Below are 26,258 nucleotides of genomic sequence, written 5' to 3' on the forward strand. Positions count from 1 at the left end.
TACATGGGGAAAAAAGCAGTGCGCATTATGGCAAATTTTGGATGGGGATGCAGTAAAAGTACGGGCGCATGTTGCGCCCTGCGGGATCAGTTGCCCAGACCGCGACCAGCGTCTTTGGCTTCAATCAGTTCGATTTTGTAGCCGTCCGGATCTTCAACAAACGCGATCACGGTGGTGCCGCCTTTGACCGGGCCAGCTTCGCGCGTCACGTTACCGCCGTTGCTGCGAATACGTTCACAGGCTTCGGCTGCGTTGTCCACTTCCAGCGCGATATGACCATAAGCGGTGCCCAGCTCATAGCTGTCCACGCCCCAGTTGTAGGTCAGTTCGATGACCGCTTCGTCCGTTTCCGGGCCGTAACCCACAAACGCCAGCGAGTATTTATATTCCGGGTTTTCGCTGGTGCGCAGCAGTTTCATACCCAGTACGTTAGTGTAGAAATCGACAGAACGTTGCAGATCGCCAACGCGCAGCATGGTGTGAAGTAGGCGCATAATTTCCTCATTAACCAATGGAATAGAATATCTATTTGAACAGAAACGATGTTTTAGTATAGCGGCGAAAGGTCGCCGCTATCAATGAGCAATGAAGAGATTACAGGGTAGGGTAGTCGGTATAACCTTCAGCGCCGCCGCCGTAGAAGCTTTCCGGACGCTGAGGGTTCAGCGCGGCTTTCTGCTGCAGACGGGCGACCAGATCAGGGTTAGCGATAAAATCGCGACCAAATGCAACGGCGTCGATCAAACCTTTGCTAATCAGATCTTCAGCTTTCTCAGGGGTATATGCACCTGCACCGATGATCACACCGTGGAAGCGTTCGCGTACTTTCTGACGGAAGGCTTCAGTGTAAGGCTGACCACCGGCCCAGTCTGGCTCGGACATATGCAGATACGCGATACCCCGTTTTGCCAGCTCTTCAATCAGATAAAGGGCATCCGCTTCTTCGTCCGGGCCGTTATCAACGTTCTGGAAAGAACCAATCGGGGAAACGCGGATACCAATGTGGTCCGGGCTCCACTCCTGACATACGGCATCCACCACTTCCAGCACCAGGCGCGCACGGTTTTCAACGCTGCCGCCGTACTGGTCGGTACGATGGTTAGAGGACGGTGACAGGAACTGGTGCAGCAGATAACCATGCGCGGAGTGCAGTTCAACCAGGTCGAAACCGGCTTCACGCGCATTCGCCACGGCCTGGCGGAAATCGTTAACAATCCCCGGGATCTCGTCCAGTTCAAGAGCGCGCGGCATAGACGTATCAACGCGGATCGCATTGCCGTTTTCATCACGCAGGGAGGTGCGGGTGTTCGCGCTCAGGGCAGAGGCGGAAACCGGTGCCTGACCGCCAGGCTGGATGCTGCTGTGAGAGATACGACCGGTATGCCACAGCTGGACCGCAATATGACCCTCTTCAGCGTGAACGCCAGCCGTGATTTTTTTCCACGCGGCAATCTGTTCCGGGCTGTGCAGACCTGGTGCGCCAGCGTAACCCTTAGCCTGAGCAGAAATCTGAGTGGCTTCGGTGATGATCAGGCCAGAGCTTGCGCGCTGACGGTAATATTCACCCATCAACGGGGTAGGGATATCACCCGGCTCAATGCTGCGCAGACGGGTAAGCGGGGCCATGAACACACGGTTTGGCGCGGTAACGGCACCCACTTTCAAGGGGGTAAATAATTTTTCAGCGGACATAAAGGCTCCTGAGTAGACCAGTCGTCTAGTAATTACGTAAATAAAAACGCCTGCTATACGCGAGGCGTAGTAATGCTGCTTTTTACATGTGCCAGTGCGCTTTCAAGCGGCACCGCACTGCGTGAAATCTTGGCCTGCAGGTTCGCGCCTAACCAGAGGGCGTATAAAACCTGCGCCTGGGTTAAAGGTTCGCCGGGAAAAGTCAGCGTTTTTTCATCGCGGCCTTTCTCCAGCGCCTGTGCCATGAGGGCGATAACCCCGCGGGCCCCTTTATCCATTGCTGTGCGCATATCTTCTGAAAGATCGCACACTTCGGCAGAAAGTTTTACCGTCAGGCAACCGCTGATGATGCCCTGCTGACAGAACTGGTTCAGCGTTTCCTGATAGAAGTGCAGAACACGATCGCGATAATTACCTTCGCCCGTGGCAAAGTGCGCTGCCAGGCGCTGATGGTAGCTGGCATAGTGCCGCTCCAGCATTGCCACGCCAAACGCCTCTTTGGACCGGAAGTAGTGATAAAACGACCCCTTCGGTACCTCAGCGGTTTTTAATAACTCGCTCAACCCCATACCGGTGAACCCGCGATGCATGCAAAGTCGCTCGCCGGTCGCCAGTAAATGTTCTCGGGTATCGTGTTCTGTATTTCTGCTCATGGCCGCACTCTAATAGACCGTTCGGTCTATTGCAAGCGTGTTCAGTGGCGACATGCGTTCAGAATATCCAGCTGTTGTTGATAAACCTTTGATTTAATGTCCATCATACCCAATACGGTAGAGAACAAATTGTCCTGCGAAACCGCATTTTTTGCTGCATGGTCACGTAAACATTGCTCGTTGACGCCGAAATTTTTCGCATAGTCTGGTGATAACCAGAACATAAACGGAATGTGCGTTTGTTGCTCTGGTGCCAGCAGATACGGCGTGCCGTGCAGATAAATCCCGCTTTCGCCCAGCGACTCCCCGTGATCCGAAAGGTAAATCAGGGCGGTATTCATGCTCGCCTGACGCGCTTTCAGGGCATCGATGGTTTTACTGACCATGCTGTCGGTATACAGGATGGTGTTGTCATAGGTATTCATTAGCGCCTGGTGATCGCAATCCTGAATTTCATTGGTATCGCAGGTTGGCGTAAATTTGCGGAAATTATCCGGATAACGGCGATAGTATGCCGGGCCGTGGCTGCCCATCAGGTGGATGACCAGTACGGAGTCCTGCTTCAGGCCATCCAGAACATTGTCCAGACGGGTGAAGTTCACATCGTCAATGCAGGAGTTGTCTTTGCAGAACTGATCGAGTTTCCACTGGGTCATGTCGGTATGGGGAACGCGATCGCAGGCGCCTTTACAACCGCCATCATTGTCACGCCACAGCATATTGATCCCCGCATGGGCGAGCACGTCCAGCAACCCTTCCTGGTGATGGGCCAGATCGGCATCGTATTTACTGCGCGTCATACCGGAGAACATGCAGGGCACGGAAACGGCCGTTTCGGTGCCGCAGGAGGAGGCCTGCGGGAAGTTAATCACATCCTGCTTTTTCAGCTCGGGGTTTGTTTCACGCCCGTAGCCATTCAACGAGTAGTTCGCGGCACGTGACGCTTCGCCGATGATCAGCACCAGAACGGTTTTCTTTTGTTGGCCTGCAATCAGCGGCCCTTTATGGGCATCTTCACCGATCCGGACCAGTGTTTGATCGCCTGCAAACCAGCGCATTTTGCTGTATTTGACCATCGCGCTGACATAGTTTGCGGGGGTCACCATTTTGACGATGCTTTTGTTATTGCGAAACAGCGACGCGTAGTCTTTATAAAACAGGGCGGCGATGAGGATGATAACCAGCAGGGCGCCGAGCATTGCGGCAAAACGGGTCAGCAGGGCGTACCACCATTTCCCGGTGCGAATGCGGATCATGGCCAGCACCACGGACGGAACAAGACCGGCAACGACAATCCACAGGATCATCTGCGGCGTCACCAGGGCAGTGGCTTCCTGAGAGTTGGTTTCGAACACGTTAACAATCATGTTCTGATCGATAACCGCGCCGTAGGTATACATAAAGTAAGTCGCGGCGGCGCATCCGACGGTCAAGACAATCAGCAGCGGCTTACGGATAAACGGGATATTAAGCAGACTAAAAACAATGACCCAGCCGCAAAACAGCACCAGTGGAACGGACGCGGCAAAGAGGACGTCATGGATATGCGCGGGCGCGATAATTGCCCAGCTACGCTGAATAAACAGCGCGTTTAATACGGTAAAGAAAAGTGCACAGCCCAGAGTAAATTTTATATCGTTACATTGTAACTTTTTAATTAGCCACATCGATCAGAAAACCTGCAATTTTAATGATGGGGCGAGTATAGAGAACGAAGATTAGTGAAACCTTAATGCCACAAAACTGTGGTAAAGCCCTTGCACGCGGGACGTTTACCGTCTTCACTGTAGGTGATAGTCGTTATCGGGAGGTGAGTGTGGCAGAGCAACTGGAGTTTTTCCCCATCCAGAGCCCGTGCCGGGGTATTTGTCAGGTGGATGAACGCGGATATTGCCGTGGCTGCATGCGCACGCGCGATGAGCGTTTTAACTGGCAACACTTCAGCGACACGCAGAAACAGGAGGTGCTCCGTCTCTGTCGACAGCGACTTCTGCGCAAAATACGCGCAAACAAAGCCGGTGACACCGAAGAACCCCAGCAACCTTCACTGTTTTAACACGGTAATTGCGTATACTCATGACATCACGTCCTTGAGGAAAATGTTATGGTTCAGCGAATTACCCTTGCCCCCCAGGGGCCAGAATTCTCCCGCTTTGTGATGGGCTACTGGCGCCTGATGGACTGGAATATGTCCCCCCTCCAGCTGGCAAGCTTTATTGAAGAGCATCTCGACTTAGGGATCACCACGGTCGATCACGCTGATATTTACGGTGGCTATCAGTGTGAAGCCGCGTTCGGCGAGGCACTCAAACTGGTTCCTGCGTTACGCGAACGCATGGAGATCGTCACCAAATGCGGGATTGCCACGACGGCAAAACCGGAACATGCTCTCGGCCATTACATTACCGACAGCGCGCACATCATTAAGAGCGCCGAACAGTCGCTGGTTAACCTGGCGACCGATCATATCGATCTGTTGCTGATCCACCGCCCCGATCCGTTGATGGATGCCGATGAGGTGGCCGAAGCGTTTCTGAATCTGCATCAAAGCGGCAAAGTGCGTCATTTCGGCGTATCAAACTTTACCCCTGCACAGTTTGCGCTGCTGCAGTCTCGTCTGCCGTTTACCCTGGCCACCAACCAGGTTGAAATTTCTCCGGTTCATCAGCCGCTGCTGCTGGATGGCACGCTCGATCAGCTTCAGCAATTGCGTATCCGTCCGATGGCGTGGTCGTGCCTGGGCGGCGGACGTCTGTTTAATGATGATGAATTCCAGCCGCTGCGCACTGAGCTTGAGAACATTGCCCGCGAACTGAATGCCGGAAGCATCGAACAGGTGGTGTACGCGTGGATCCTGCGTTTGCCGTCAAAACCACTGCCAATCATTGGCTCGGGCAAAATTGAACGCGTACGCGCCGCCATTGCCGCGGAAGAGTTGCAGATGACCCGTCAGCAGTGGTTCCGCATCCGCAAAGCGGCGCTGGGTTACGACGTCCCGTAACCGGTAAAACGTGACTTTCCGGTGAAATCTTTGCCCCTGGTATAAACTTAAGGGGCAAAAAACAACCCGTGGAGGTCATATGAAGCGTTTTACTCTGGCTCTCGTCACGCTGGTGGTCTGTGCAGGTGCGCAGGCGGCCAGTGATGAAGTGGAAATGAATCTCGTCACCTCTCAGGGTGTAGGTCAGTCCATCGGCACGGTGAAAATCACTGAAACCGACAAGGGACTGGAATTCGCGCCCAATCTCAAAGCCCTTCCTCCTGGCGAACATGGTTTCCATGTCCATGCCAACGGTAGCTGTCAGCCCGCATTAAAAGAGGGTAAAGCCTCGGCTGCGGAGGCGGCAGGCGGCCACCTCGACCCACAACATACCGGTAAGCATGAAGGTCCTGACGGTATGGGACATCTGGGCGATTTGCCGGTGCTGGTGGTGAATAACGACGGAAAAGCCACGGATCCCGTCGTCGCGCCGCGGCTGAAAAAGCTGGATGAAGTGAAAGGCAAGGCGCTGATGATCCATGTCGGCGGCGACAATATGTCCGATCAGCCAAAACCGCTTGGCGGTGGCGGGGCTCGCTATGCCTGCGGGGTGATGTGATCCCCAATTGTACCCGGAGCCGGTGCCTGTTCCAGCTGCGACAGTGAGCAGTGCAGGCGCCAGATTATCGAGGCTAAATCTCGTGCTGCAGGTGAGTGGTGGTGCGCAAGGGTATCGCAAATTCGCTGAAGTTCAGCAAGCGTGGTTTCCAGTGGCCGCTGCTGGACACCGCGTTCGCTCATGACATCGCGTAGCAGGGTGATGCAGACATCACGAACCTGCGACAGCGGGTCGGACCGTGTTTCCCATGCCCTAAGTTGCCAGACCACGTGAGAGCAGTTCAACAGCACCACACCCCAGCGCAACAGCCATCGGCGCGAAAGGGAGTCCTGGCTGTTATTGAGCTGGCTGACATAGTGATAGACCAGCGATTCATACTCACTTTCACGTAAATGCGGTTTTCGACTCAACTGATCGACAAAACCTCTGCGTAACTCGCGGATATGCCGGCGACTCTTGCGCGCATCTGAACCCGGACGTAACACCGCAAATGCCAGCCACGCCAGCCCAACGCCAAGGATCTTCGCCAGATTATCATTGAGAAAATCGGCGTAGTCATAAACCGGCGGGTTAGTGACGGAGATAAACGAGCCCATAAATACAATCAGCTGTCCCCACAGCCCCGCGAGTTTGGGCATTTGCAGCTTTAGCAGCTGCATGGTGGTTAACAGCGGGAACAGGAACAGAAGGAACTGCCACAGGTCGCTTATCTGCACCATCAACCCAAACTTCACGGCAAAACTAAACAGCGAAAGCAGCACCAGGGTGCGCAGCAGCAGCGTGAGGGAGTTGAACGGTGACGCGGCGACGGAGTACAGCACGCAGCTGATAGCAGCAAGCGTCAGGGCCGCAGGGCCTGACTCCCACTGGGTGGTGATACTCCACGCGCCGACCAGCGTGAGCGCGCAAAAGGTACGAAAACCGCTCCACAGTGCCTCCATCGAGTCTGTGTGTCGTGCCAGCGCCGGGCTACCGGGGACAGCGAACTCGGTTACCGGGGTGGCATTTTCCACGGCGTTAATCCAGCGGCTGCTGCGCAGATACAACCGGCAAAAATAGTTGAGACGCTGCCAGAAGGCGCGGTGACGGTAATCGTACTCATCTACTGGCGCGAGCGGGGCGATAATCTTCGCGACGGTGTAGATGTCGGCATCCGGGCGTGCAAGCGCCGCAAGCAGCGTTTCAATTACGGCGCGCGTATGTGCAGGGGGCGTGGGCCAGTTGAGCAGCATCCGGCGCAGGCTGGAGATTGAACTGGTCATACGCAGCTGCTGATGCAACAGATAGTTCAGCAGGGTGTTCTGACGACGAAAGCGATAGTGGCTCCAGAAGGCCTGAATGCGTAACAGATTCATGGTCAGGATCTGGCCGATCACCTTTTCGTGCGCGAGACGGATGTCGTCGTTGGTATCCGGTTGCCAGAGCAGGCTTGCGTGCTCCAGTAAACGGGTATGCATGGTCTTCAGGGCGGTAATAAGCGCGGTGCCATCGGAGGTGCTGGGCAGTATCATCATCATGAAACCGCCGCTCAGAATACCGACAATTACTTCGCAGACGCGCGCCTGTGCGATGTCCCACAGCTCGGTGGTATCGAGCACATTCACCACCGGAAAGGCGATAATGGCGGCGGTATAGCCGGCCAGCTGGAAGGCATAGGCAACGTTATTCGTAAAGTGCGCGCAGGCCCAGGTACAAAAGCCCAGCCATATCGCCATGCTCAACAAAAAAAGCCACGGATCGTTCAGCGTATGACCTGCAATGATTAACGCTGCGGTGGCACCCAACAGGCTGCCGGCAATACGTCCAAGACTCTTGCTGATCACCCCGCCGACGGTGGGGAAACTCACCACCGCGGCAGAGGTCATTGCCCAGTAGGGCTGATCAAGGTTGAGGTAATAGGCGACAGTCAGCGCCAGACACATCGCAATGCCATTACGCAGCGCATAGCGCCACTGCGGACGTGTCGCTTTCATCCACGGCGTATTTCGCCAGGAGAAGGCCTGCAGGTTCATCAACGGGTCCCGATGGCGACGGTGCAGGTTGTGCCGGAGACCAGCGTTATGCCCTGCGGTAAATGGTCAAACTCCACACGAACCGGTACGCGCTGGGCCAGACGCACCCACGGCACGTTCGGTTTAATGTCCGGTACCAGGCCTGAATCCATTTCAACACTCTGATCGTAGATGGCGCGGCCAATGCTGGAGACGTGACCCTGTAACCTCTGCGAGCCGCTGTAAAGCGTAATGGTAGCGGGAGACCCTTCGCGAATATGGCGAAGCTTGGTCTCTTCAAAATAACCCACCACATAGAACGAGTGGCTGTCGACAAGGGCGAAAACGGGTTGCCCGGCGGTGGCATAATTCCCCACGCGGGCTGACAGGTTGGTGATCCATCCATCGACTGGCGCGGTAATAACGGTTTGTGTCAGCTCCCACTGCGCCTGTTTGAGCGTAGCCTCTGCGACGTTCACGCTCGCCTGCATGGCCTTAACGTTGATATTGGCAGTATCTAAATCTTCTGCGGAAATATAGTTGCGCGACAAATGCCGGCGGCGATTGGCTTCGTTATTGGCTTTTGCTAAATCAGACTGGGCCTTCGCCAGCTGTGCCTGGGCGTTAAGGATCGCAATATGATAGGGGGTGTCGTCGATACGGAATAACACGTCACCCTTTTTAACGTACTGGTTATCTTTCACAACAAGCGTCGTAATGCTGCCCGAAACCTGTGGGGTAATGCTGACCTGCTCAGCCCGCACTTTGCCGTCACGTGTCCAGGGTGACTGCATATAAAAATTCCAGAGCCACCACCCGGCAACCAGGGCCAGAGCAAGAACAATCAGCGTGGAAAAGTACTTCAGCGTTTTCAGGGGCATATTCACCACACAATCAAGACAGCTAGGCCCAGGCATACGGAAAGGGCAAACAGGGAGAGATCCATTAACATGGGGTGCCAAATCTCGCCGGAGTACATCCAGTCGCGAAGCAGGCGATGGGCTATGAGCCAAATCATAAAGCCGACCAGGACGGCCTTAAACAAGGGCGGAAAGTAGACTGACGCACCGAAAATCAGGTCCTGAAGGGGGAGTCCCACGGAGCTTTGAAAAAACGTCACGGGCAGAGATCCTTTGCTGTGAACAAAATGCCGCGAGGGCGAGTCTTAATCTGATGGAACATCACAATTCAGTGTAAGTCATCCTTTTAAGTTCGATGAATGCAGTATTGCATTTGTTTTGCCAATACAAATGCTGCACACTATTCTAAAATCAGTATAATAACTTAGCAAGCTAATTATAAGGAGATGAAATTGGAATCGCCATTAGGTTCTGATCTGGCAAGGTTGGTACGCGTCTGGCGTGCTCTGATTGACCATCGCCTGAAACCTCTGGAATTGACACAGACGCACTGGGTCACGCTGCATAACATTCATCAGCTGCCACCCGACCAGTCACAAATTCAACTGGCAAAAGCGATCGGCATTGAGCAACCATCACTGGTACGTACGCTTGACCAACTGGAAGAGAAAGGACTCATCTCCCGGCAAACCTGCGCCAGCGATCGTCGCGCTAAGCGGATTAAGCTCACTGAGAAAGCGGCACCTATCATTACTGAAATGGAAGCCGTTATCACCAAAACGCGCGGCGAAATCCTTTCCGGGGTTTCACCCGCAGAGCTTGAACTGCTCATCAGCCTCATTGGGCGCCTTGAGCAGAACATCCATGAGCTGCAGTCACGCGACTGAGACCATCACAAGGCCTTGCAGCAGCAAGGCCTTTTTTACCTCGACACAACGACGCGGTTACGCCCGGTCTCTTTCGCTTCATACATCGCCTTGTCAGCATTCTCCACGCACGCTTCAGCGGTCGTCGTCGGAGAGGTGGCGGTAAACACCCCCATGCTAATCGTGATGGATTCAGGTAACTGACCCCCGCTGCTGACCTTATCAAAACTGCTCAGCCTTAGCCGTATGCGTTCAGCCACCTGGTACGCTGCTTCCGACGAAGTATTGGTCAGCATCAGGACAAATTCTTCCCCGCCAATACGTGCCGCGATGTCCTGTGGGCGGACGGAATCCATCAGTAGGTTGGCGACAAACTGCAATACTTTGTCTCCCTGCAGATGGCCGTAGCAGTCATTGATGCGCTTAAAACGGTCGAGATCGCTGACGATAACCGACACAGGGTGGTTGGCTTTGCTGATGCTGAGTGCCTGATTTAAGGCGTCGTAAAAATAACTGCGGTTGTAGAGGCGCGTCAGCGGGTCGCGGATCGAGTTCTGATAAGACTGCTGATACTTTATGTGCGAGTCGCGATACAGGTTAAAGACGTCGTACAGCAGGACAAAAATAATCATCAGCGTCGCCACGGTTTCGAATAAGCGAGCGTGATACCAGGACGTGTCCTCAGCATGCCCGCCGGCTAACAGTAATGAGAGCGTCAGGACATAACAAACACATAAGAAATTACCGCCAACCCAAAAAAGATTCCGCACCCGGGTAATCGTCATTAACGTTGCTAATGCCACAACCCAGAGAAGAATCAAAAAGATATTTATGACCTGGCTCCAGAGAACCATAAATTGCCGGGTTTCATTATCCACCAGATCCAGTGTTATCAGTGCCGAGTGGCTGGAGCAGAACCAGGCCAGGGCGACTATAGAAACCGTAAACAGCATTGTACCGATAACCACGGCAATATGCGCGGGGCGTGAAAGGGGATAATCCCGAATAGAATAGAGCAAGGCTGAGACTGTTATCAGCACCGCCATAAGAATATGACGGAACATAAAGAAGATCATGGCGTCGTTATAGTCGACCACATTGAACTGATAGAGATCCAGCCATGACGGGAAGCTGGACAGGGTACCGGCCATCAGCATCGTCGACCCGGCGAAGGCCGAGGCGAGGGCGATAAGGTACAACCGCCGTCTGTCGCACCAGTATTTCATGACCATGAAGCAGGCAATAAACAGGTGGAATACCAGCAAAAATATGGTAAGTGTCGGGAATAGCAGCGGTGAGAATGAAGGGACTAATTCGACCAGTTTTACAAAGAGACCTTGTAATATTCCAACGACGACGATGCATCCAAAACAGAATGTAATATAAGGGTTCTTAAAATATCGTTGTAGTGCAAGCATAGGGATTTGACGGAATAATAAAATTAAAAAATGTAAAGTAAGAAAGAGAGTAACAGGCGTGGAGAGTAAATACTTTGCGCAGGAACAAGATATACCGCGCTTAATGATTCATGGCGGGAATGTTTTTTGTAAAAATATTGCTGGTAATTATATTATATGTAAATAGATTTGTTTACGGACTTCGCTAAACGGATTTGTTAAATAGATTTGTTAAATGGATGTGGTCTGATGACCACATCCAGTTTGAATTAGCGTGGAGAAACGGTGACCTGGCTTCCGTTGCTCGCCAGAACAACGCGCTGGCCGGCAGAGAAACGGGTATTACCTTGTTTCTGTACTACCATGATGGTGCTGCCGTCATCTTTACGGATTTCCAGTTCTACGCCCTGGCTTTTGTTCATTGCACCCTGAACGCCCTGGCCTGCAACACCACCCGCAACGGCACCTGCTGCCGTGGCCAGCGAACGACCTGTGCCACCGCCTACGGTATTACCGAGGAAGCCACCCAGCACAGCACCGCCGATGGCACCCATCACGTTGCTGTCATCGCCACCCTGAATTTGTACAGGACGTGCGTTAACAACGGTACCGTAAGTGACGCTCTGAACCTGTTTGGCTTCAGAAGCGCTGTACACGTCGCCAGAAAGTGAACTGTCATTCACACAGCCTGCAAGGGTTAAACCGATCAGCGAAACGCCCAGTACACGTAAAATCATTTGAATCTCCTGTTCACCAAAAACGCCCGATGGCGGGCATCCGTTATGGCTAAATTATATGGCATAAGGGGCCATAGTTCATATCTTTGCACTAACAATAAGAAAATTGTACTTGAATTTAACTTAACGAGACATAAACGGGCACCCGGCAGGTTACCTGTCTGAGATTGTTAAAAAATATTATCGCCGGATAGCAAAGCGGCGCTGTTTATGGTTGAGTGGAGAGCATTAGCCCACGCAACGTAAGGAAAGCGCATGAAATCGGGTCGCTACATTGGTGTGATGTCGGGTACCAGTCTGGATGGCGTAGACGTCGTTCTGGCCGCTATTGATGAAAACATGGTGGCACAGCAGGCGAGCCTGACCTGGCCTATCCCCCTGGCGCTGAAAGAGGACATTCTCAGTGTCTGTCAGGGGCAGCAACTGACGCTTTCTCAGCTTGGTCAGCTTGATGTGCGGCTGGGGGCGCTGTTTGCCGATGCGGTACTGGCCCTGATGCATAAAGAAAAGCTTCGCCCGCAGGATGTCGTCGCTATCGGCTGTCACGGACAAACGGTCTGGCATGAGCCGGTCGGCGATGCACCGCATACCCTGCAAATTGGCGACAACAACCAGATTGTGGCGAAGACGGGCGTGACCGTAGTCGGTGATTTTCGGCGTCGCGATATTGCGCTTGGCGGGCAGGGCGCGCCGCTGGTGCCCGCTTTTCATCAGGCATTGTTGACCCATCCGACAGAGCGCCGAATGGTGCTGAACATTGGCGGTATTGCCAACCTGTCTCTGCTTATCCCGGCTCAACCCGTACGCGGCTATGACACCGGCCCGGGTAACATGCTGATGGATGCCTGGATCTGGCGTCAGCGTGGTCAGGCGTATGATAAAGACGCGCAGTGGGCCAGCGAAGGCAAAGTGATCATCCCGCTGTTGCAGTCCATGCTAAGCGATCCGTACTTCGCTTTACCGGCGCCCAAAAGCACGGGGCGCGAATATTTCAACTATGGCTGGCTCGAACGTCAGCTGGCGCAGTTCCCGGCGCTTGCACCGCAGGATGTCCAGGCGACGCTCGCCGAGTTAACGGCGGTTTCGATATCGGAACAGGTTCTTCTCAGCGGTGGCTGCGAACGCCTGCTGGTGTGCGGCGGTGGCAGCCGTAACCCGTTGGTGATGGCACGTCTTGCCGGGTTATTGCCGGGTACCGAGGTGACGACCACCGATGAAGCCGGCATCAGCGGCGATGATATGGAAGCGCTGGCCTTTGCCTGGCTTGCCTGGCGCACCATTGCCGGGCTTCCGGGCAATTTGCCGTCGGTGACTGGCGCACGTGAGGCCAGCGTCCTCGGGGCCATTTTCCCGGCGAATCCGCGTCATAATCAGAGTTAACTGAAATTCAGCGCGGCGTGTGGTCGTTAGAATGGAATGAAACAGGAGGGCAGCCATGCCCTCCAGGACCAGGAAAGTCTTCGGAATACGCCCATGAAAAAACTTCTTCTTATTGCCGCGCCTTTATTGCTGTCAGGATGCAGCGTCTACAACCAGTTCCTTGATCGCATGCAGACCGATACCCTGGAGTATCGCTGTGATGAAAAACCGCTGACCGTTAAGCTGAACAATCCGCGTCAGGAAGCCAGTTTTGTCTACGACAACAAATTGCTCACCCTCAAGCAGGGCATTTCTGCCTCCGGCGCACGCTACACGGACGGAATTTATGTCTTCTGGTCGAAAGGCGACAGTGCCACCGTCTACAAACGCGACCGTATTGTGCTGAACAATTGCCAGCTCGAAAATCCGAAGCGTTGAGATTTTTACAGGGGCGGCGCACAATAGCGCCACCCAATGTCAATGTCAGCTAACGCCATGTCAGATAACGACGAACTGCAGCAAATTGCGCATCTGCGCCGTGAATACACCAAAGGCGGCCTGCGTCGCCAGGATCTTCCCGCCGAACCTCTCGTGCTTTTTGAACGCTGGCTGAAACAGGCCTGCGAAGCGAAACTCGCCGACCCAACGGCAATGGTTGTCGCAACGGTAGATGAAAACGGTCAACCGTATCAGCGTATCGTCCTGCTCAAACATTATGACGAGAAAGGCCTGGTGTTTTACACCAACCTGGGCAGTCGTAAGGCACACCACCTGGAAAACAATCCTCGTATCAGCCTGCTGTTCCCGTGGCATATGCTGGAGCGTCAGGTAATGGTCACCGGCAAAGCAGAGCGTCTCTCCACGCTGGAAGTGGTGAAGTATTTCCACAGCCGTCCGCGTGACAGCCAGATTGGTGCCTGGGTCTCAAAACAGTCCAGCCGCATTTCGGCGCGTGGCGTGCTTGAAAGCAAATTCCTCGAACTGAAGCAGAAATTCCAGCAGGGCGAAGTTCCGTTGCCCAGTTTCTGGGGGGGCTTCCGCATTCCGATCGAGCAGATGGAATTCTGGCAGGGCGGCGAACACCGTCTGCATGACCGCTTTTTATACCAGCGTGAAAATGGCGGCTGGAAAATCGACAGGCTGGCACCGTAATCGCCGAAATTTGTTGATTTAAGCGCTAGCGCAGGCCGCGCTTGCGCTTTATTCTATGTACCTTTCGCATCAGGCGAAAAGTCGTGTACCGGCAAAGGTGCAGTCGTTTATACATGGAGAATTTGATGGCAAGCAGTAACTTGATTAAACAATTGCAAGAGCGGGGCCTTGTGGCTCAGGTGACGGACGAGGAAGCGTTAGCAGAGCGACTGGCGCAAGGCCCGATCGCGCTCTATTGCGGCTTCGATCCTACCGCTGACAGCTTGCATTTGGGGCATCTTGTTCCATTGTTATGCCTGAAACGCTTCCAGATGGCGGGCCACAAGCCTGTCGCACTGGTTGGCGGCGCGACCGGTCTGATTGGCGACCCAAGCTTTAAAGCTGCCGAGCGTAAACTGAACACCGAAGACACCGTGCAGGAGTGGGTGGATAAGATCCGCAAACAGGTTGCGCCTTTCCTCGACTTTAACTGCGGTGACAACTCTGCGATTGCGGCCAACAACTATGACTGGTTTGGCGGCATGAACGTGCTGACCTTCCTGCGCGACATTGGCAAACACTTCTCTGTTAACCAGATGATTAACAAAGAAGCGGTGAAGCAGCGTCTGAACCGTGACGACCAGGGCATCTCCTTTACCGAGTTCTCCTACAACCTGCTGCAGGGTTATGACTTTGCCTGCCTGAATAAACTGCACGGCGTCTGCCTGCAGATTGGCGGCTCTGACCAGTGGGGCAACATCACGTCGGGTATCGATCTGACGCGTCGTCTGCACCAGAACCAGGTCTTCGGTCTGACCGTTCCACTGATCACCAAAGCCGACGGCACCAAATTTGGTAAAACCGAAGGCGGCGCGGTATGGCTTGATCCGAAGAAAACCAGCCCGTACAAATTCTACCAGTTCTGGATTAACACGGCGGATGCCGATGTTTATCGCTTCCTGAAGTTCTTCACCTTTATGGACATTGAGACGATCAATGCTCTGGAAGAAGAAGACAAAACCAGCGGTAAAGCGCCACGCGCTCAGTACGTACTGGCTGATGAAGTGACCAAACTGGTTCACGGTGAAGAAGGTCTGGCCGCGGCAAAACGCATTACTGCAAGCCTGTTCAACGGGACGCTGAGCGATCTGAGCGAAGCGGACTTCGAACAGCTGGCGCAGGATGGCGTGCCGATGGTTGAGATGGAAAAAGGTGCCGACCTGATGCAGGCCCTGGTGGACTCCGAGCTGCAGCCATCCCGCGGTCAGGCGCGTAAAACCATCGCCTCGAACGCTATCACCATTAACGGTGAAAAACAGGCCGACCCGGAATACACCTTCGCTGACAGCGATCGTCTGTATGGCCGCTACACGCTTCTGCGTCGCGGTAAGAAAAACTACTGTCTGGTCTGCTGGAAATAATTAAAAGTATCCAGGGGCGTGGGAAACCACGCCCCTTTTGTTTTTTCAGGGTTTGGTAAGTAAAAATGAAGAACATCCTCGCCATTCAGTCCCACGTGGTCTTTGGGCATGCTGGCAACAGCGCCGCGGAATTTCCGATGCGCCGCCTCGGTGCCAACGTCTGGCCCCTCAATACTGTGCAGTTCTCAAACCATACTCAATACGGTCAATGGACCGGCTGCGTGATGCCGCCTTCGCACCTCACCGACATTGTGCAGGGCATTGCCAATATCGATCAGCTAAAACGCTGTGATGCGATACTGAGCGGATATCTCGGTTCGGCAGAGCAGGGAGAGCATATCCTGGGCATTGTCCGCCAGGTGAAAGCGGCAAACCCGGCGGCGAAATACTTTTGTGATCCTGTTATGGGGCATCCGGAGAAAGGCTGTATCGTGGCCCCCGGCGTGGCTGAATTCCATGTGCGTCACGCGCTGCCGGCCAGCGATATTATTGCGCCGAACCTGATTGAGCTGGAAATTCTCTGCGAGCATCCGGTGAATAGCGTAGAAGAGGCGGTAAGCGCTTCTCGCGAGCTAATAGCCCAGGGGCCGGAGATTGTCCTGGTGAAACATCTCGCGCGCGCAGGGCTGAGCAGGGACCGTTTTGAGATGCTGCTGGTGACGAAAGACGAAGCCTGGCATATCAGCCGTCCGCTGGTGGACTTCGGCATGCGTCAGCCGGTGGGTGTCGGTGATGTGACAAGCGGTTTGCTGCTGGTGAAATTACTTCAGGGAGCCACGCTGCGGGATGCGCTTGAGCATGTGACTGCTGCGGTGTACGAAATCATGAAGGCGACAAAAGAGATGCAGGAGTATGAACTGCAGGTGGTCGCGGCACAGGATCGTATCGCGAAACCGGAGCATTACTTCAGCGCGACCCGGTTATAACGGTTCACGTTCCTGTCAGCCGGGTAGCGACAGCGCCACCCGGCCATACAGTGCGCCGGTCAGTTCAACCCTTCTGCTTTAAGCGCTGCAGCCACCGCAGGACGCGCGGCTACGCGATCCATGTACGATGCAATGTGGTCCAGCCCGTCCATGTTGAGCTTAATGGCCCGCGCCCAGCGCAGCACGGTGAACAGATAGGCATCGGCAATCGTAAAGCGCGCGCCCCCAATCCACTGATCGTCTTTCAGCGATGCGTTAACGTACTGCAGTTTTTTCTCCAGCTGAGCACGTACGGTCGGTTTGTACTCTTCCGGCGTCTCCGGACGGAACAGCGGCGTAAAGCCTTTGTGCAGCTCGGTCGCAATGTAGTTCATCCACTCCAGCGTTTTGTAGCGAGAAACCGTGCTTACCGGTGCCAGCAATTGCCTGTCGGGCACGCTATCGGCGAGGAACTGCATAATCGCCACGCCTTCGGTCAGCAGGGTACCGTCATCCAGCAGCAGAGCCGGAACTTGTCCCTTCGGGTTAATAGCAAAAAAATCATCGCCGTTTTCCAGGCGTTTTTTCATCAGGTCAACGCCATCCAGCGTGAAATCTTTGCCGCTCTCGCGCAGGGTAATGTGGGAAGCAAGAGAGCACGCGCCCGGTTTGTAGAACAGTTTCATCGGTAACTCCTTTTTGCTGAGGTTTCAGCTATGTTAGTGCGCGAACGGGTAAAAAAAAAGCCGCTAATACATTAGCGGCTTCTGTTCAGTCGTTTCTCAGTGACATTATGCGGTAGCGGTTTCGGTCGCTTTCGCCGTCTTGTCGTCGTCCTGAGTCATGCGATTCAGCTTCGGCGCAGTCAGCATCATCAGAACCGCGATAACCGCAGTAGCAATACCAATCTGCATGAACACGGTACCGTAGACGTTCAGAGAGACCAGTGGGTCAGTCACGTTATCCGGCACGGCCATCAGGTTTGCAATTTTACCTGCGATGATGGCGGCACCCGCAGTGGTCAGGAACCAGCTACCCATGATGAAGCCCATCAGACGCTGAGGAACCAGTTGTGCAACCATCGCCAGGCCCAGACCGGAGATCATCAGTTCACCGATAGACTGCAGCGCGTAGCTCAGGATCAGCCAGTTAACGGAGACGATACCGGCGTCAGTCGCAAATTTCGTACCCAGCGGCAGTACCAGGAATGCGCCAGAACACAGCAGCATACCGATAGCAAATTTGTGCGGCATCGGCAGACGGTCGCCCATCTTGTTATAGATAGCAGCCAGAATCGGGCTACCAATCATGATCCAGAACGGGTTCAGGGCCTGATACTGCTCCGGCTCGAACGCGATACCCAGGATTGAGTGTTCAACGTTACGGATAGCGAAGAAGTTCAGAGACGTTGGCATCTGGCTGTACAGAACGAAGAAGATAATCGCTTCCAGCATAAGGATGAAGGCCACAATCATCTTACGACGAGCGGCACCCTGCATGGCGAAGGCTTCTTTCGCGAAGATGATCACGATACCCAGCGCAACCACACCCAGAACCGCACGCGCGATGCCCTGGTTATGCAGCAGCCAGGTTGCGATTGCCGCGAGGATCACCACGCCGACAATGGTCGCCAGCAGTTTGCCAATGTGAACCGGTTCGAAGTCTGGTTTGGAGCCGTAGTCTTTCACCCAGCGTTTGCAGAAGGCAAAGTTAACCACGGTGATCAGCATACCGACAACGGACAGGGAGAACGCAACGCTCCAGCCGAATTTAGCGGCCAGCCACGGGGTTGCCAGCATGGAGAAGAAGGAACCGATGTTCACGGACATGTAGTACATGGTGAATGCACCGTCCAGACGCGGGTCATCTTTGTTGTAACAGGTAGAGAGCAGGGAAGACGGGTTCGCTTTGAACAGACCGTTACCGACGGCGATAGTCGCCATACCCATATACACCACAGCGGCATCGTGACCAGACCATGCAACCAGCGCATAGCCAACGGCCAGGACAATCGCACCCAGCATAATGACACGTTTAGTCCCGAGGACTTTATCACCCAGCCAGCCGCCGATAGCGACCAGACCGTACACCAGGGCACTGAAAGAGGAGAACAGCGTAATGGAATCTGCTTCGGACATACCCAGCTGTTTTACCAGGTAAACCGCCATGATCCCTTGCAGGCCGTAATAACCAAAACGCTCCCATAACTCGATAGAGAAGATGAGATAGAACGCTTTAGGTTGTTTAAAAGCGTTAAGACTTACGCTTTCATCTGTTGGTTTATTGTTTGCAGTCGACACATATACCTCTTTTTTTACATCCCATATTAACGGGGGTGTTCATCGCGTGATGGCCGTAGTCCATCCGCCTTATAGTTATATTGGGAGGAGAAACGGCGGGTAATGTTCACTATCCTGCACCGTCTGGCAATACGTTCGTAATAATCTGTTACATATAACTGGGCCGCTATAATCGGCGGTTCATACAAATGTTATTCAGCGTTAAATTTCATACGATCTGTAAAGGGAGTTTTTTTAACTGGCATTCACCCGTATTTTGCCCTCAATGGCGATATGTTCTGCTATTTGAGGTTTATTGCAGTGATATAGCCCATATTCTGAAAAATAGCTGGTCTTATGTGTTGCTCGTGATGAGTTTGATCTTGTCTGGCAAAGGGTTTACGCCGCTTTTAACAACAAAAATTCAACACGAAGTTATCAGGGTGATCTTGATCACATATGTATAGAAATTTTCGGCTATGAAAAAAGTATTAACCTGTTTGAGCGTTAAAGGCTCGAACAAGTGATAAGGGAAGCGGTAAGGAAGGCGGATAAATTATGGTCAAAAGAAGGTCTTCTGGTAGACCCTCTTTTGGTAAGGAATTGCCGTTGCGTCAGAAAACGAAAAGCGCAAGATATCAGGGATACACTTTCTCTTTGTACTCGCAGAGATCTTCGATAATACAGGAGCCACAGCGAGGCTTACGGGCAATACAGGTATAACGGCCATGGAGAATGAGCCAGTGATGGCAATCCACCTTAAATTCGGCGGGAACCACTTTTAGCAGTTTCTCTTCAACCTGCTCGACATTCTTGCCCGGTGCGAAGTTCGTGCGATTAGAGACGCGGAAAATATGGGTATCAACGGCGATAGTCGGCCAGCCAAACGCGGTGTTAAGTACCACATTCGCAGTCTTACGACCCACGCCGGGTAATGCTTCCAGCGCGGCGCGATCTTCCGGCACTTCACCCCCGTGCTGTTCCAGCAGGATCCGGCAGGTTTTGATCACGTTCTCAGCCTTGCTGTTAAAGAGTCCAATGGTTTTGATATAGGACTTCACCCCGTCCACGCCCAGCTCCAGCATCGCCTTTGGCGTGTTGGCGACCGGATAAAGCAGGGCGGTCGCCTTATTAACGCTCACGTCGGTAGCCTGCGCAGAGAGCAGCACGGCGATCAACAGCTCGAACGGGGAGTTAAAATTCAGCTCCGTCGTCGGGTGTGGGTTCTCATCCCGCAGACGGGTCAGGATCGCAATGCGCTTTTCTTTATTCATGAGGCCTTCTCGGGTATCCCTTCCTGTACGCTGCGCTCAGCCGCGCGGCGCTTACGTTTTTCATCAATCAGATATTTTATCGCCAGCATCATGCCGAGGCCAATAAACGCGCCTGGCGGCAGCATGGCCAGCAGGAACGGCGTATCGGTGTGGAAGACTTCGATGCGCAGCGCTTTAGCCCAGCCGCCGAGCAGCGCATCTGCGCCATCAAACAGCGTTCCGTTACCCAGGATCTCACGCATTGAACCGAGCACGAACATGGCACCGGTTGCCCCCATACCAATAGAGAAACCATCCAGAGCCGACATCGCCGGGCTGTTTTTCACGGCAAAAGCTTCCGCGCGCCCGACCACAATACAGTTGGTTACGATGAGGGGAATAAAGATCCCGAGCGACTGATACAGACCGAACGCATAAGCGTTAATCAGCATCTGGACGATACTCACCACCGACGCGATGATCATGACGTAAATCGGAATACGGATTTCCGATGGCGTCCAGCGGCGCAGGGCAGAGATGGACAGGTTGGTCAGGGTGAGAACCAGCGTGGTTGCCAGCCCCAGACCCAGCGCGTTGGTGGCGGTGGATGTCACCGCCAGCAGCGGGCACATCCCCAGCAGCTGTACCAGCGCGGAGTTGTTCTTCCACAATCCCTGGACGATAACCTCTTTAACCTGGCTCATGATTACTCCTCACAGGCCGGAAGATTGTTCATCTGCGCGGGCAGCGTTTCCGCATACAGCCCGGCTCGTTTAACGGCATTGACCACGGCCCGTGGGGTAATGGTTGCCCCCGTGAACTGGTCAAACTCGCCGCCATCCTTTTTCACAGCAAACGCAGGATCCGCTTCGCCGTGGATCACTTTTCCGGCAAAATGCAAAATCCAGTCGCTCAGACGGGTTTCAATTTTATCCCCCAGTCCTGGCGTCTCATGATGTTCCGTCACGCGCGTACCCAACACGGTACCGGAGAAATCGCTGCCGACCAGCAGTTGAATCGCCCCGGAGTAGCCATCGGGCGCCGTCGCTTCCATCACCGCGCCTACCGCATTATCCCCCTTACGGGCAATAAAGACGCGGTGCGGGCCTTTGCCTAACTGAGGTGCCTGGACCACGAAGCAACTTTTCTGCAGGTCATTATCGTAGAAATCAGGGGGGATCACCTGATCGAACAGGGCTTTTTGCTGCTTCACCGCCTGTTCGTCGATGGTCGATTTGGTCAGGTTGTTCACCAGGGCCGTCAGTCCGGTGAGGACCGCGGCGAAAATGGCCAGCGTGACGCCGTGTTTTTGCATTGTTTTCAGCATCGCGAAACCCTTAACGGTGGACGTACACGCGCGGACGCGTGTAGTAGTCGATGAGCGGAACGGTGATGTTTGCAAGCAGAACCGCGAATGCCACACCGTCCGGGTAACCGCCAAAGCTGCGGATGAGCCACACCAGCAAGCCGGCCAGCGCACCGAAGATCAGGCGGCCACGGTTCGTGGTAGATGCTGTTACCGGATCGGTCAGGATAAAGAACGCACCCAGCATGGTTGCCCCCGAGAGAAGATGCATCTGTGGGCTGGCGAGCGATTCTGGCGAGAACACCCATCCCAGTGTGGCGCAGACCGCCAGCGTCACGAGGAAGCTGACCGGAATATGCCAGCGGATCGCTTTCTGCTGCAGCAGGAACAGCCCGCCCAGCAAATAAGCAAGGTTCACCCACTGCCAGCCCGCGCCCGCCAGCATGCCGCTGAAGATGGCAGATTTCATAATCTGATCGACGGAGTGCCCGGCATGCAGGGAGGTTTTAAACGTATCGAGTGGTGTGGCCTGGCTGATGCCATCCACGCCCATACGCAGCGCGTTCATATCCGCACCGAGCGCGGTATGGCCGGTAAAGATAACGTGCAGGGCATCCATAAAGCCGGGTACCGTCGCGGCAATGTCATGCGGCGGCAACCAACTGGTCATCTGAACCGGGAAGGAGATCAGCAGTACGACGTAGCCAATCATCGCCGGGTTGAACGGGTTATGGCCCAGCCCACCATAAAGCTGTTTGGCAATAATGACTGCAAACACCGTACCGAGCACCACCATCCACCACGGGGCAAACGGCGGAATACTGATTGCCAGCAACAGGCCAGTCAGCAGTGCTGAGTTATCGGCAAGGATGCGGGAAACCGCCAGCTTACGCAGTTTAAGCACCAGGGCTTCTGCCCCTAAGGCACTGGCACAGCCCAGCACTATCTGGAACAGCGTTCCCCAGCCGAAAAACCAGCACTGTACGGCAATGCCCGGCAGCGCCGCCAGGCACACCAGCATCATGATGCGTGATGTCTGGCGCTGATTATGGGTGTATGGGGAACTTGCGATTCTGAAAACCATTTAATCCTCGTTAACTGCTTGCTGTGCGGCTTTCTTCGCCTGAACGCGCGCAATGGCGGCGGCGACTGCGGCTTTACGTGGGTCGTCGTTTGCGGCCGGTTGCTGTTCTTCCTGCTGTGCTGCTTTGCGGGCCTTGGCGCGGGCAATGGCGGCTTCGACAGCCGCTTTACGCGGGTCGGCGGGGGCTTCAGGCGTAGCGGTTTCAGTCTGCGCCGCTGCTTTGCGCGCTTTAGCGCGCGCGATCGCCGCTTCAACAGCCGCTTTACGGGGATCTACGGCCTCCACTTCTTGCTCAACCACCACGTTTTGCTCGCCGGCCTTACGGGCTTTGGCGCGGGCAATGGCGGCTTCAACGGCGGCTTTACGCGGATCGATCTCAGCGTCAGAGGAGGCTGACCGTGCTTTTTCTGCCTGACGGGCGCGCGCAGCCGCTTTACGCGCTTCGCGGGCGGCAATCGCTTCGCTGTTATCCGGTTTTTCACCGGCCGGGATCACCACGGTCTGGGCTGCCGTCGCTTTTTTCTCCCGCACGCGTGCCAGTGCGGCATTAATCGCATCCTGGTCTTTTTCGCCGGGCTGAACTGCGGCCTGTTTGTGACGCGCCTGACGGGCCAGTTTTTCACGCTCCAGACGCGCCTGACGCGCTTCAAAACGTGCTTTCGCTTCGGCTGCGCGTTTCTCTTCCATGGAGATGGCATAAATCTCGGCCTTCTCCTGGCGGAAGTACTGCACCAGAGGAATGTTACTTGGGCAGACCCAGGCGCAGGCACCGCATTCGATGCAGTCGGCCAGGTTATGGGCCTGCGCTTTATCGTGCAGCTGACCTTTGCTGTACCAGTACAATTGTTGCGGAAGTAAATCCGCCGGACAGGCATCGGCACAGGCGCTGCAGCGGATACAGCCTTTCTCCTCCTGCTCTTCACCCATTTCGGTCGGGGAGGGGGCAAGCAGGCAGTTTGTGATTTTTACTACCGGGACATCGAGCCACGGCAGGGTAAAGCCCATCAGCGGGCCACCCATGATCACCATCTGGTCGCTGGCCGGGCAAAAATCAGCCTGTTCCAGTAGATGACGAACCGGCGTACCCAGACGCGCCCAGACGTTGCCCGGACGTGCGACAGATTCACCGGTCAGCGTAACCACGCGCTCGGTCAGCGGTTCACCGTCCACCACCGCACGTTTCACGGCGTAGGCTGTCCCGACGTTTTGCATCAGCACCCCGATGTCCGAAGAGCGTCCGCCATGCGGAACCTGCTTGCCGGTCAGAATTTGCGTCAGCTGTTTGGCGCCGCCAGAGGGGTACTTGGTTGGGATAACGCGCAGGCCGATATCGTGGCTGCCGTTGAGGACGGCGCGCAGCATCGAAATAGCCTGTGGCTTGTTATCTTCAATGCCAATCAGCACTTCGCGCGGCTGCAGAATATGGGCAAGAATGCGGATCCCTTCCACGACCTGCGCGGCGCAGTCCTGCATCAGACGATCGTCGGCGGTGATGTAGGGTTCACATTCTGCTGCATTGATGATCAGAGTCTGAATTTTATCGCCGCCGCCGTGCAGTTTGACGCCAGTAGGGAACCCCGCGCCGCCCAGGCCGGCAACGCCGAATTGATGAATACGCTCGATAAGCGCTTCGCGGCTCCGGTTGCGGTAGTCGCTCCAGCCGTCACGGTCTATCCAGCGGTCTTCTCCGTCGGCTTCAATAATGACGCTCAGTTCGGAGAGCGCAGAGGGGTGTGCTACGGTATGGGGGGCGATCGCCACCACTGTACCGGACGTCGGAGCGTGGACCGGCAGCATACGTCCGCGACCGAACGTTAACGGCTGGCCGCGAAGGACGGTATCGCCTTCTTTCACGCACAGTTCACCCTCAGCACCGATATGCTGTTTCAGCGGCATGACGTAACGGGACGCCAGCGGAATTTGGCGCAGCGGCGTGCCGTTGGACTGGGTTTTCATTTCAGGTGGATGGATACCACCGTCAAAGTCCCAAATCTTCTCTTTTCTGAAAGCAGAAAATAACTTAAGCATGTTGTTCCACAGGAATGATGCGAACCGGAATGGTTTGAAGATCCCACTTCCAGCTTTCGGTAGTCGGTTCAACCGGGCGCAACGCGATACATTGCGTCGGGCAGGGTGCCACGCAGAGGTTACAGCCGGTGCACAGATCCGCCACGACGGTGTGCATGGCGCGCGTTGCGCCAACGATGGCGTCGACAGGGCATGCCTGGATGCATTTTGTGCAGCCGATACAGTTCGCTTCGTCAATCACGGCGAGGGCGCGAACCGGCTCCTGCACATCTTCATCGCCGTCAACAGGTTGCGGGTCAACGTTAAGCAGGGCGGCTATTTTCAGCATTACCGCTTCACCGCCGGGTGCGCAGCGGTTAATTTTTTCACCCTGCACGCCTACCGCTTCGGCATAGGGGCGGCAGCCAGGATAGCCACACTGACCGCACTGGCTTTGCGGCAGAAGCTCATCGATTTTTTCTACAACAGGGTCGTCCTCTACCGCGAAACGGCGGGAGGCGTAACCCAGAATAAGGCCAAACACCAACCCCAGCACGCTGATAGAGGCGATGGCTATCCAGACAGTACTCATTACAACTTCACCAGACCACTAAAGCCCATAAAGGCCAGAGACATTAAACCTGCTGTCACCAGGGCGATCGCGTTACCGCGGAATGGCGCAGGGATATCCGCTGCTGCCAGGCGCTCGCGAATCGAGGCGAACAGCACCATCACCAGAGAGAAACCGACGGCGGCAGAAAAACCGTACAGCGCCGATTGCATGAAGTTATGCCCAAGGTTGATGTTCAGCAGCGCCACGCCAAGTACTGCACAGTTGGTGGTAATCAGCGGCAGGAAGATACCCAGCAGGCGATAGAGAGCCGGGCTGGTTTTACGCACCACCATTTCTGTGAATTGCACTACCACCGCGATGACCAGAATAAAGGACAGCGTACGCAGATAGATTAAATCCAGCGGGATGAGGATCCAGTTATCAATCAACCACGCGCAGATAGACGCCATCGTCATCACGAAGGTAGTGGCCAGCCCCATGCCCATCGCAGTTTCCAGCTTTTTGGAAACCCCCATAAATGGACACAGGCCAAGGAACTTCACCAGGACGAAGTTGTTAACCAGCACAGTGCCGACAAAGAGCAGTAAGTAATCGGTCATTATTTAGCCTGAAATAAAAAAGCCGCCTATTATCGGACAAACCACCGCAGGCGACAACAGGTTATCTGTAAGGTTATTACGGGTTCACAAAGGTGTTCTTCACCCGCGTCGAACGCTTGAAATAGGGCACCAGCAGCGCGGCGGCCAGTAACGGGAAAAGCAACTGGCGAACGGCCAGGGCATCAGAAACTGGTGAAAAAGCAAAGGCTTTCACCGCCAGCAGGACCGAAATCAGCAGCCAGATAATGTAGTGTTTAGGGACACCCTTACGGCGCTTAAAGAAGGCAATGGTCAGCCATAGCGTGTAGTACCACATCCCGATTGCAAAAACGAACGACACAAACCACATCGTAATATTAAGCACACTTTGCGACATCAGGGTCTGGATTGCATGAGGTGTAATCAGTGCGGTGGTATAAAGCAGCAGCGCAAGTGATGCGCTTAATAAGGCAACCAGCAGCCATGCCAGTGGGGCGATTAACCAGCCTCCAATTCGTTCTCCAGGCGTTGCGGTCATGAACTCTCCCATAATCTGCGCGAAATGT

At 54.6% G+C, this 26,258-nt stretch carries 28 protein-coding genes; 9 read left to right on the forward strand and 19 right to left on the reverse strand.

Annotation, left to right across the window (positions count from 1 at the left end):
* Nucleotides 1-86: 86 nt before the first annotated feature.
* From gloA to eptA, 4 genes are all read right to left on the reverse strand, one after another.
* Nucleotides 87-494 (reverse strand): lactoylglutathione lyase, encoded by a 408-nt coding sequence (gene gloA / locus HV340_RS09605; protein ID WP_020884340.1) that lies wholly within the window; start codon nucleotides 492-494, stop codon nucleotides 87-89.
* 100 nt (nucleotides 495-594) lie between these two features.
* Nucleotides 595-1,692, reverse strand: a complete 1,098-nt coding sequence (locus HV340_RS09610) for an alkene reductase (RefSeq protein WP_059306046.1) — start codon at nucleotides 1,690-1,692, stop codon at nucleotides 595-597.
* Nucleotides 1,693-1,745: 53 nt separating this feature from the next.
* The gene (locus tag HV340_RS09615; RefSeq protein ID WP_014169778.1) at nucleotides 1,746-2,345 is read right to left on the reverse strand and encodes a TetR/AcrR family transcriptional regulator; all 600 of its coding nucleotides are present in this window, start codon (nucleotides 2,343-2,345) and stop codon (nucleotides 1,746-1,748) included.
* 41 nt (nucleotides 2,346-2,386) lie between these two features.
* Nucleotides 2,387-4,012, reverse strand: coding sequence for a phosphoethanolamine transferase EptA (gene eptA, locus HV340_RS09620; RefSeq protein ID WP_059306045.1), 1,626 nt, complete (start codon nucleotides 4,010-4,012; stop codon nucleotides 2,387-2,389).
* 149 nt (nucleotides 4,013-4,161) lie between these two features.
* Here eptA and HV340_RS09625 point away from each other — a divergent pair, with 149 nt between their 5' ends.
* The 3 genes from HV340_RS09625 (at nucleotide 4,162) to sodC (ending at nucleotide 5,944) form a co-directional block, all read left to right on the forward strand.
* Entirely contained in the window at nucleotides 4,162-4,401 is a 240-nt protein-coding gene (locus tag HV340_RS09625) for a DUF1289 domain-containing protein (protein ID WP_020884337.1), read from the forward strand.
* 48 nt (nucleotides 4,402-4,449) lie between these two features.
* A complete protein-coding gene (locus HV340_RS09630; RefSeq protein WP_047366452.1) occupies nucleotides 4,450-5,346 on the forward strand; it encodes an aldo/keto reductase family oxidoreductase in 897 nt (298 codons plus the stop codon).
* Nucleotides 5,347-5,425: 79 nt separating this feature from the next.
* A complete protein-coding gene (gene sodC, locus HV340_RS09635; protein WP_020884336.1) occupies nucleotides 5,426-5,944 on the forward strand; it encodes a superoxide dismutase [Cu-Zn] SodC in 519 nt (172 codons plus the stop codon).
* On the opposite strand, the gene HV340_RS09640 is transcribed toward sodC, so the two are convergent.
* Genes HV340_RS09640 through HV340_RS09650 form a run of 3 tightly spaced genes read right to left on the reverse strand, consistent with a single transcriptional unit; the run spans nucleotide 5,923 to nucleotide 9,055 of the window.
* Nucleotides 5,923-7,956: an FUSC family protein gene (locus HV340_RS09640; protein WP_047366454.1), complete on the reverse strand. Its 2,034-nt coding sequence runs from the start codon at nucleotides 7,954-7,956 to the stop codon at nucleotides 5,923-5,925. The two genes, sodC and HV340_RS09640, sit on opposite strands and share 22 nt — an antisense overlap.
* Nucleotides 7,956-8,816 carry an HlyD family secretion protein gene (locus tag HV340_RS09645; RefSeq protein WP_040017309.1) on the reverse strand — a complete coding sequence of 287 codons (861 nt, stop codon included), beginning with the start codon at nucleotides 8,814-8,816 and terminating at the stop codon, nucleotides 7,956-7,958. The genes HV340_RS09640 and HV340_RS09645 overlap by 1 nt, the downstream gene beginning before the upstream one ends.
* 2 nt (nucleotides 8,817-8,818) lie before the next feature.
* Entirely contained in the window at nucleotides 8,819-9,055 is a 237-nt protein-coding gene (locus tag HV340_RS09650; RefSeq protein ID WP_020884333.1) for a DUF1656 domain-containing protein, read from the reverse strand.
* Between the two features lie 186 nt (nucleotides 9,056-9,241).
* On the opposite strand from HV340_RS09650, the gene slyA reads away from it, so the two are divergent.
* Complete coding sequence (gene slyA / locus HV340_RS09655; protein ID WP_014169785.1) at nucleotides 9,242-9,682, forward strand: transcriptional regulator SlyA; 441 nt, start codon at nucleotides 9,242-9,244, stop codon at nucleotides 9,680-9,682.
* Between the two features lie 35 nt (nucleotides 9,683-9,717).
* Here slyA and HV340_RS09660 read toward each other — a convergent pair whose 3' ends face one another.
* Nucleotides 9,718-11,079, reverse strand: coding sequence for a GGDEF domain-containing protein (locus HV340_RS09660; protein ID WP_059306044.1), 1,362 nt, complete (start codon nucleotides 11,077-11,079; stop codon nucleotides 9,718-9,720).
* Nucleotides 11,080-11,327: 248 nt separating this feature from the next.
* Complete coding sequence (gene slyB / locus HV340_RS09665) at nucleotides 11,328-11,795, reverse strand: outer membrane lipoprotein SlyB (RefSeq protein ID WP_014169789.1); 468 nt, start codon at nucleotides 11,793-11,795, stop codon at nucleotides 11,328-11,330.
* Nucleotides 11,796-12,050: 255 nt separating this feature from the next.
* On the opposite strand from slyB, the gene anmK reads away from it, so the two are divergent.
* From anmK to pdxY, 5 genes are all read left to right on the forward strand, one after another.
* On the forward strand, nucleotides 12,051-13,175 hold the full coding sequence (anmK, locus tag HV340_RS09670) for an anhydro-N-acetylmuramic acid kinase (RefSeq protein ID WP_059306043.1): 1,125 nt from the start codon (nucleotides 12,051-12,053) through the stop codon (nucleotides 13,173-13,175).
* A gap of 93 nt (nucleotides 13,176-13,268) precedes the next feature.
* Nucleotides 13,269-13,592, forward strand: coding sequence for a C-type lysozyme inhibitor (mliC, locus tag HV340_RS09675; protein ID WP_020884329.1), 324 nt, complete (start codon nucleotides 13,269-13,271; stop codon nucleotides 13,590-13,592).
* 57 nt (nucleotides 13,593-13,649) lie between these two features.
* Entirely contained in the window at nucleotides 13,650-14,306 is a 657-nt protein-coding gene (gene pdxH, locus HV340_RS09680) for a pyridoxamine 5'-phosphate oxidase (RefSeq protein ID WP_025204349.1), read from the forward strand.
* A 125-nt stretch (nucleotides 14,307-14,431) separates the two neighbouring features.
* Complete coding sequence (gene tyrS / locus HV340_RS09685) at nucleotides 14,432-15,706, forward strand: tyrosine--tRNA ligase (RefSeq protein WP_032678025.1); 1,275 nt, start codon at nucleotides 14,432-14,434, stop codon at nucleotides 15,704-15,706.
* 65 nt (nucleotides 15,707-15,771) lie between these two features.
* Complete coding sequence (gene pdxY, locus HV340_RS09690; protein ID WP_014169794.1) at nucleotides 15,772-16,632, forward strand: pyridoxal kinase PdxY; 861 nt, start codon at nucleotides 15,772-15,774, stop codon at nucleotides 16,630-16,632.
* Between the two features lie 59 nt (nucleotides 16,633-16,691).
* Here pdxY and gstA read toward each other — a convergent pair whose 3' ends face one another.
* From gstA to HV340_RS09740, 10 genes are all read right to left on the reverse strand, one after another.
* Nucleotides 16,692-17,297: a glutathione transferase GstA gene (gstA, locus tag HV340_RS09695; protein ID WP_014169795.1), complete on the reverse strand. Its 606-nt coding sequence runs from the start codon at nucleotides 17,295-17,297 to the stop codon at nucleotides 16,692-16,694.
* A 105-nt stretch (nucleotides 17,298-17,402) separates the two neighbouring features.
* A complete protein-coding gene (gene dtpA / locus HV340_RS09700; RefSeq protein WP_014169796.1) occupies nucleotides 17,403-18,911 on the reverse strand; it encodes a dipeptide/tripeptide permease DtpA in 1,509 nt (502 codons plus the stop codon).
* 617 nt (nucleotides 18,912-19,528) lie between these two features.
* Complete coding sequence (gene nth, locus HV340_RS09705; RefSeq protein WP_014169797.1) at nucleotides 19,529-20,164, reverse strand: endonuclease III; 636 nt, start codon at nucleotides 20,162-20,164, stop codon at nucleotides 19,529-19,531.
* Nucleotides 20,161-20,847: an electron transport complex subunit E gene (locus HV340_RS09710; protein WP_020884326.1), complete on the reverse strand. Its 687-nt coding sequence runs from the start codon at nucleotides 20,845-20,847 to the stop codon at nucleotides 20,161-20,163. The genes nth and HV340_RS09710 overlap by 4 nt, the downstream gene beginning before the upstream one ends.
* Before the next feature lie 2 nt (nucleotides 20,848-20,849).
* Entirely contained in the window at nucleotides 20,850-21,470 is a 621-nt protein-coding gene (gene rsxG, locus HV340_RS09715) for an electron transport complex subunit RsxG (RefSeq protein ID WP_020884325.1), read from the reverse strand.
* Nucleotides 21,471-21,480: 10 nt separating this feature from the next.
* Nucleotides 21,481-22,533, reverse strand: coding sequence for an electron transport complex subunit RsxD (gene rsxD / locus HV340_RS09720; protein WP_059306042.1), 1,053 nt, complete (start codon nucleotides 22,531-22,533; stop codon nucleotides 21,481-21,483).
* Nucleotides 22,534-24,561, reverse strand: a complete 2,028-nt coding sequence (rsxC, locus tag HV340_RS09725; RefSeq protein WP_181216488.1) for an electron transport complex subunit RsxC — start codon at nucleotides 24,559-24,561, stop codon at nucleotides 22,534-22,536.
* A complete protein-coding gene (gene rsxB, locus HV340_RS09730; protein WP_032678028.1) occupies nucleotides 24,554-25,132 on the reverse strand; it encodes an electron transport complex subunit RsxB in 579 nt (192 codons plus the stop codon). Before rsxB ends, rsxC begins: the two co-directional genes overlap by 8 nt.
* The gene (gene rsxA / locus HV340_RS09735) at nucleotides 25,132-25,713 is read right to left on the reverse strand and encodes an electron transport complex subunit RsxA (RefSeq protein ID WP_014169803.1); all 582 of its coding nucleotides are present in this window, start codon (nucleotides 25,711-25,713) and stop codon (nucleotides 25,132-25,134) included. The genes rsxB and rsxA overlap by 1 nt, the downstream gene beginning before the upstream one ends.
* A gap of 76 nt (nucleotides 25,714-25,789) precedes the next feature.
* Nucleotides 25,790-26,230 (reverse strand): DUF2569 domain-containing protein, encoded by a 441-nt coding sequence (locus tag HV340_RS09740; RefSeq protein WP_025204344.1) that lies wholly within the window; start codon nucleotides 26,228-26,230, stop codon nucleotides 25,790-25,792.
* Nucleotides 26,231-26,258: the final 28 nt, after the last annotated feature.

Source organism: Enterobacter sp. RHBSTW-00975, from assembly GCF_013615235.1.
Classification (GTDB): domain Bacteria; phylum Pseudomonadota; class Gammaproteobacteria; order Enterobacterales; family Enterobacteriaceae; genus Enterobacter; species Enterobacter ludwigii.

Coding starts and splice junctions, on each gene's coding strand:
- gloA (WP_020884340.1), bottom strand. CDS start 494: ATGCGCCTACTTCACACCATGCTGCGCGTTGGCGATCTGCAACGTTCT.
- HV340_RS09610 (WP_059306046.1), bottom strand. CDS start 1,692: ATGTCCGCTGAAAAATTATTTACCCCCTTGAAAGTGGGTGCCGTTACC.
- HV340_RS09615 (WP_014169778.1), bottom strand. CDS start 2,345: ATGAGCAGAAATACAGAACACGATACCCGAGAACATTTACTGGCGACC.
- eptA (WP_059306045.1), bottom strand. CDS start 4,012: ATGTGGCTAATTAAAAAGTTACAATGTAACGATATAAAATTTACTCTG.
- HV340_RS09630 (WP_047366452.1), top strand. CDS start 4,450: ATGGTTCAGCGAATTACCCTTGCCCCCCAGGGGCCAGAATTCTCCCGC.
- sodC (WP_020884336.1), top strand. CDS start 5,426: ATGAAGCGTTTTACTCTGGCTCTCGTCACGCTGGTGGTCTGTGCAGGT.
- HV340_RS09640 (WP_047366454.1), bottom strand. CDS start 7,956: ATGAACCTGCAGGCCTTCTCCTGGCGAAATACGCCGTGGATGAAAGCG.
- HV340_RS09645 (WP_040017309.1), bottom strand. CDS start 8,816: ATGCCCCTGAAAACGCTGAAGTACTTTTCCACGCTGATTGTTCTTGCT.
- slyA (WP_014169785.1), top strand. CDS start 9,242: ATGAAATTGGAATCGCCATTAGGTTCTGATCTGGCAAGGTTGGTACGC.
- HV340_RS09660 (WP_059306044.1), bottom strand. CDS start 11,079: ATGCTTGCACTACAACGATATTTTAAGAACCCTTATATTACATTCTGT.
- slyB (WP_014169789.1), bottom strand. CDS start 11,795: ATGATTTTACGTGTACTGGGCGTTTCGCTGATCGGTTTAACCCTTGCA.
- anmK (WP_059306043.1), top strand. CDS start 12,051: ATGAAATCGGGTCGCTACATTGGTGTGATGTCGGGTACCAGTCTGGAT.
- mliC (WP_020884329.1), top strand. CDS start 13,269: ATGAAAAAACTTCTTCTTATTGCCGCGCCTTTATTGCTGTCAGGATGC.
- pdxH (WP_025204349.1), top strand. CDS start 13,650: ATGTCAGATAACGACGAACTGCAGCAAATTGCGCATCTGCGCCGTGAA.
- tyrS (WP_032678025.1), top strand. CDS start 14,432: ATGGCAAGCAGTAACTTGATTAAACAATTGCAAGAGCGGGGCCTTGTG.
- pdxY (WP_014169794.1), top strand. CDS start 15,772: ATGAAGAACATCCTCGCCATTCAGTCCCACGTGGTCTTTGGGCATGCT.
- gstA (WP_014169795.1), bottom strand. CDS start 17,297: ATGAAACTGTTCTACAAACCGGGCGCGTGCTCTCTTGCTTCCCACATT.
- nth (WP_014169797.1), bottom strand. CDS start 20,164: ATGAATAAAGAAAAGCGCATTGCGATCCTGACCCGTCTGCGGGATGAG.
- HV340_RS09710 (WP_020884326.1), bottom strand. CDS start 20,847: ATGAGCCAGGTTAAAGAGGTTATCGTCCAGGGATTGTGGAAGAACAAC.
- rsxG (WP_020884325.1), bottom strand. CDS start 21,470: ATGCTGAAAACAATGCAAAAACACGGCGTCACGCTGGCCATTTTCGCC.
- rsxD (WP_059306042.1), bottom strand. CDS start 22,533: ATGGTTTTCAGAATCGCAAGTTCCCCATACACCCATAATCAGCGCCAG.
- rsxC (WP_181216488.1), bottom strand. CDS start 24,561: ATGCTTAAGTTATTTTCTGCTTTCAGAAAAGAGAAGATTTGGGACTTT.
- rsxB (WP_032678028.1), bottom strand. CDS start 25,132: ATGAGTACTGTCTGGATAGCCATCGCCTCTATCAGCGTGCTGGGGTTG.
- rsxA (WP_014169803.1), bottom strand. CDS start 25,713: ATGACCGATTACTTACTGCTCTTTGTCGGCACTGTGCTGGTTAACAAC.
- HV340_RS09740 (WP_025204344.1), bottom strand. CDS start 26,230: ATGACCGCAACGCCTGGAGAACGAATTGGAGGCTGGTTAATCGCCCCA.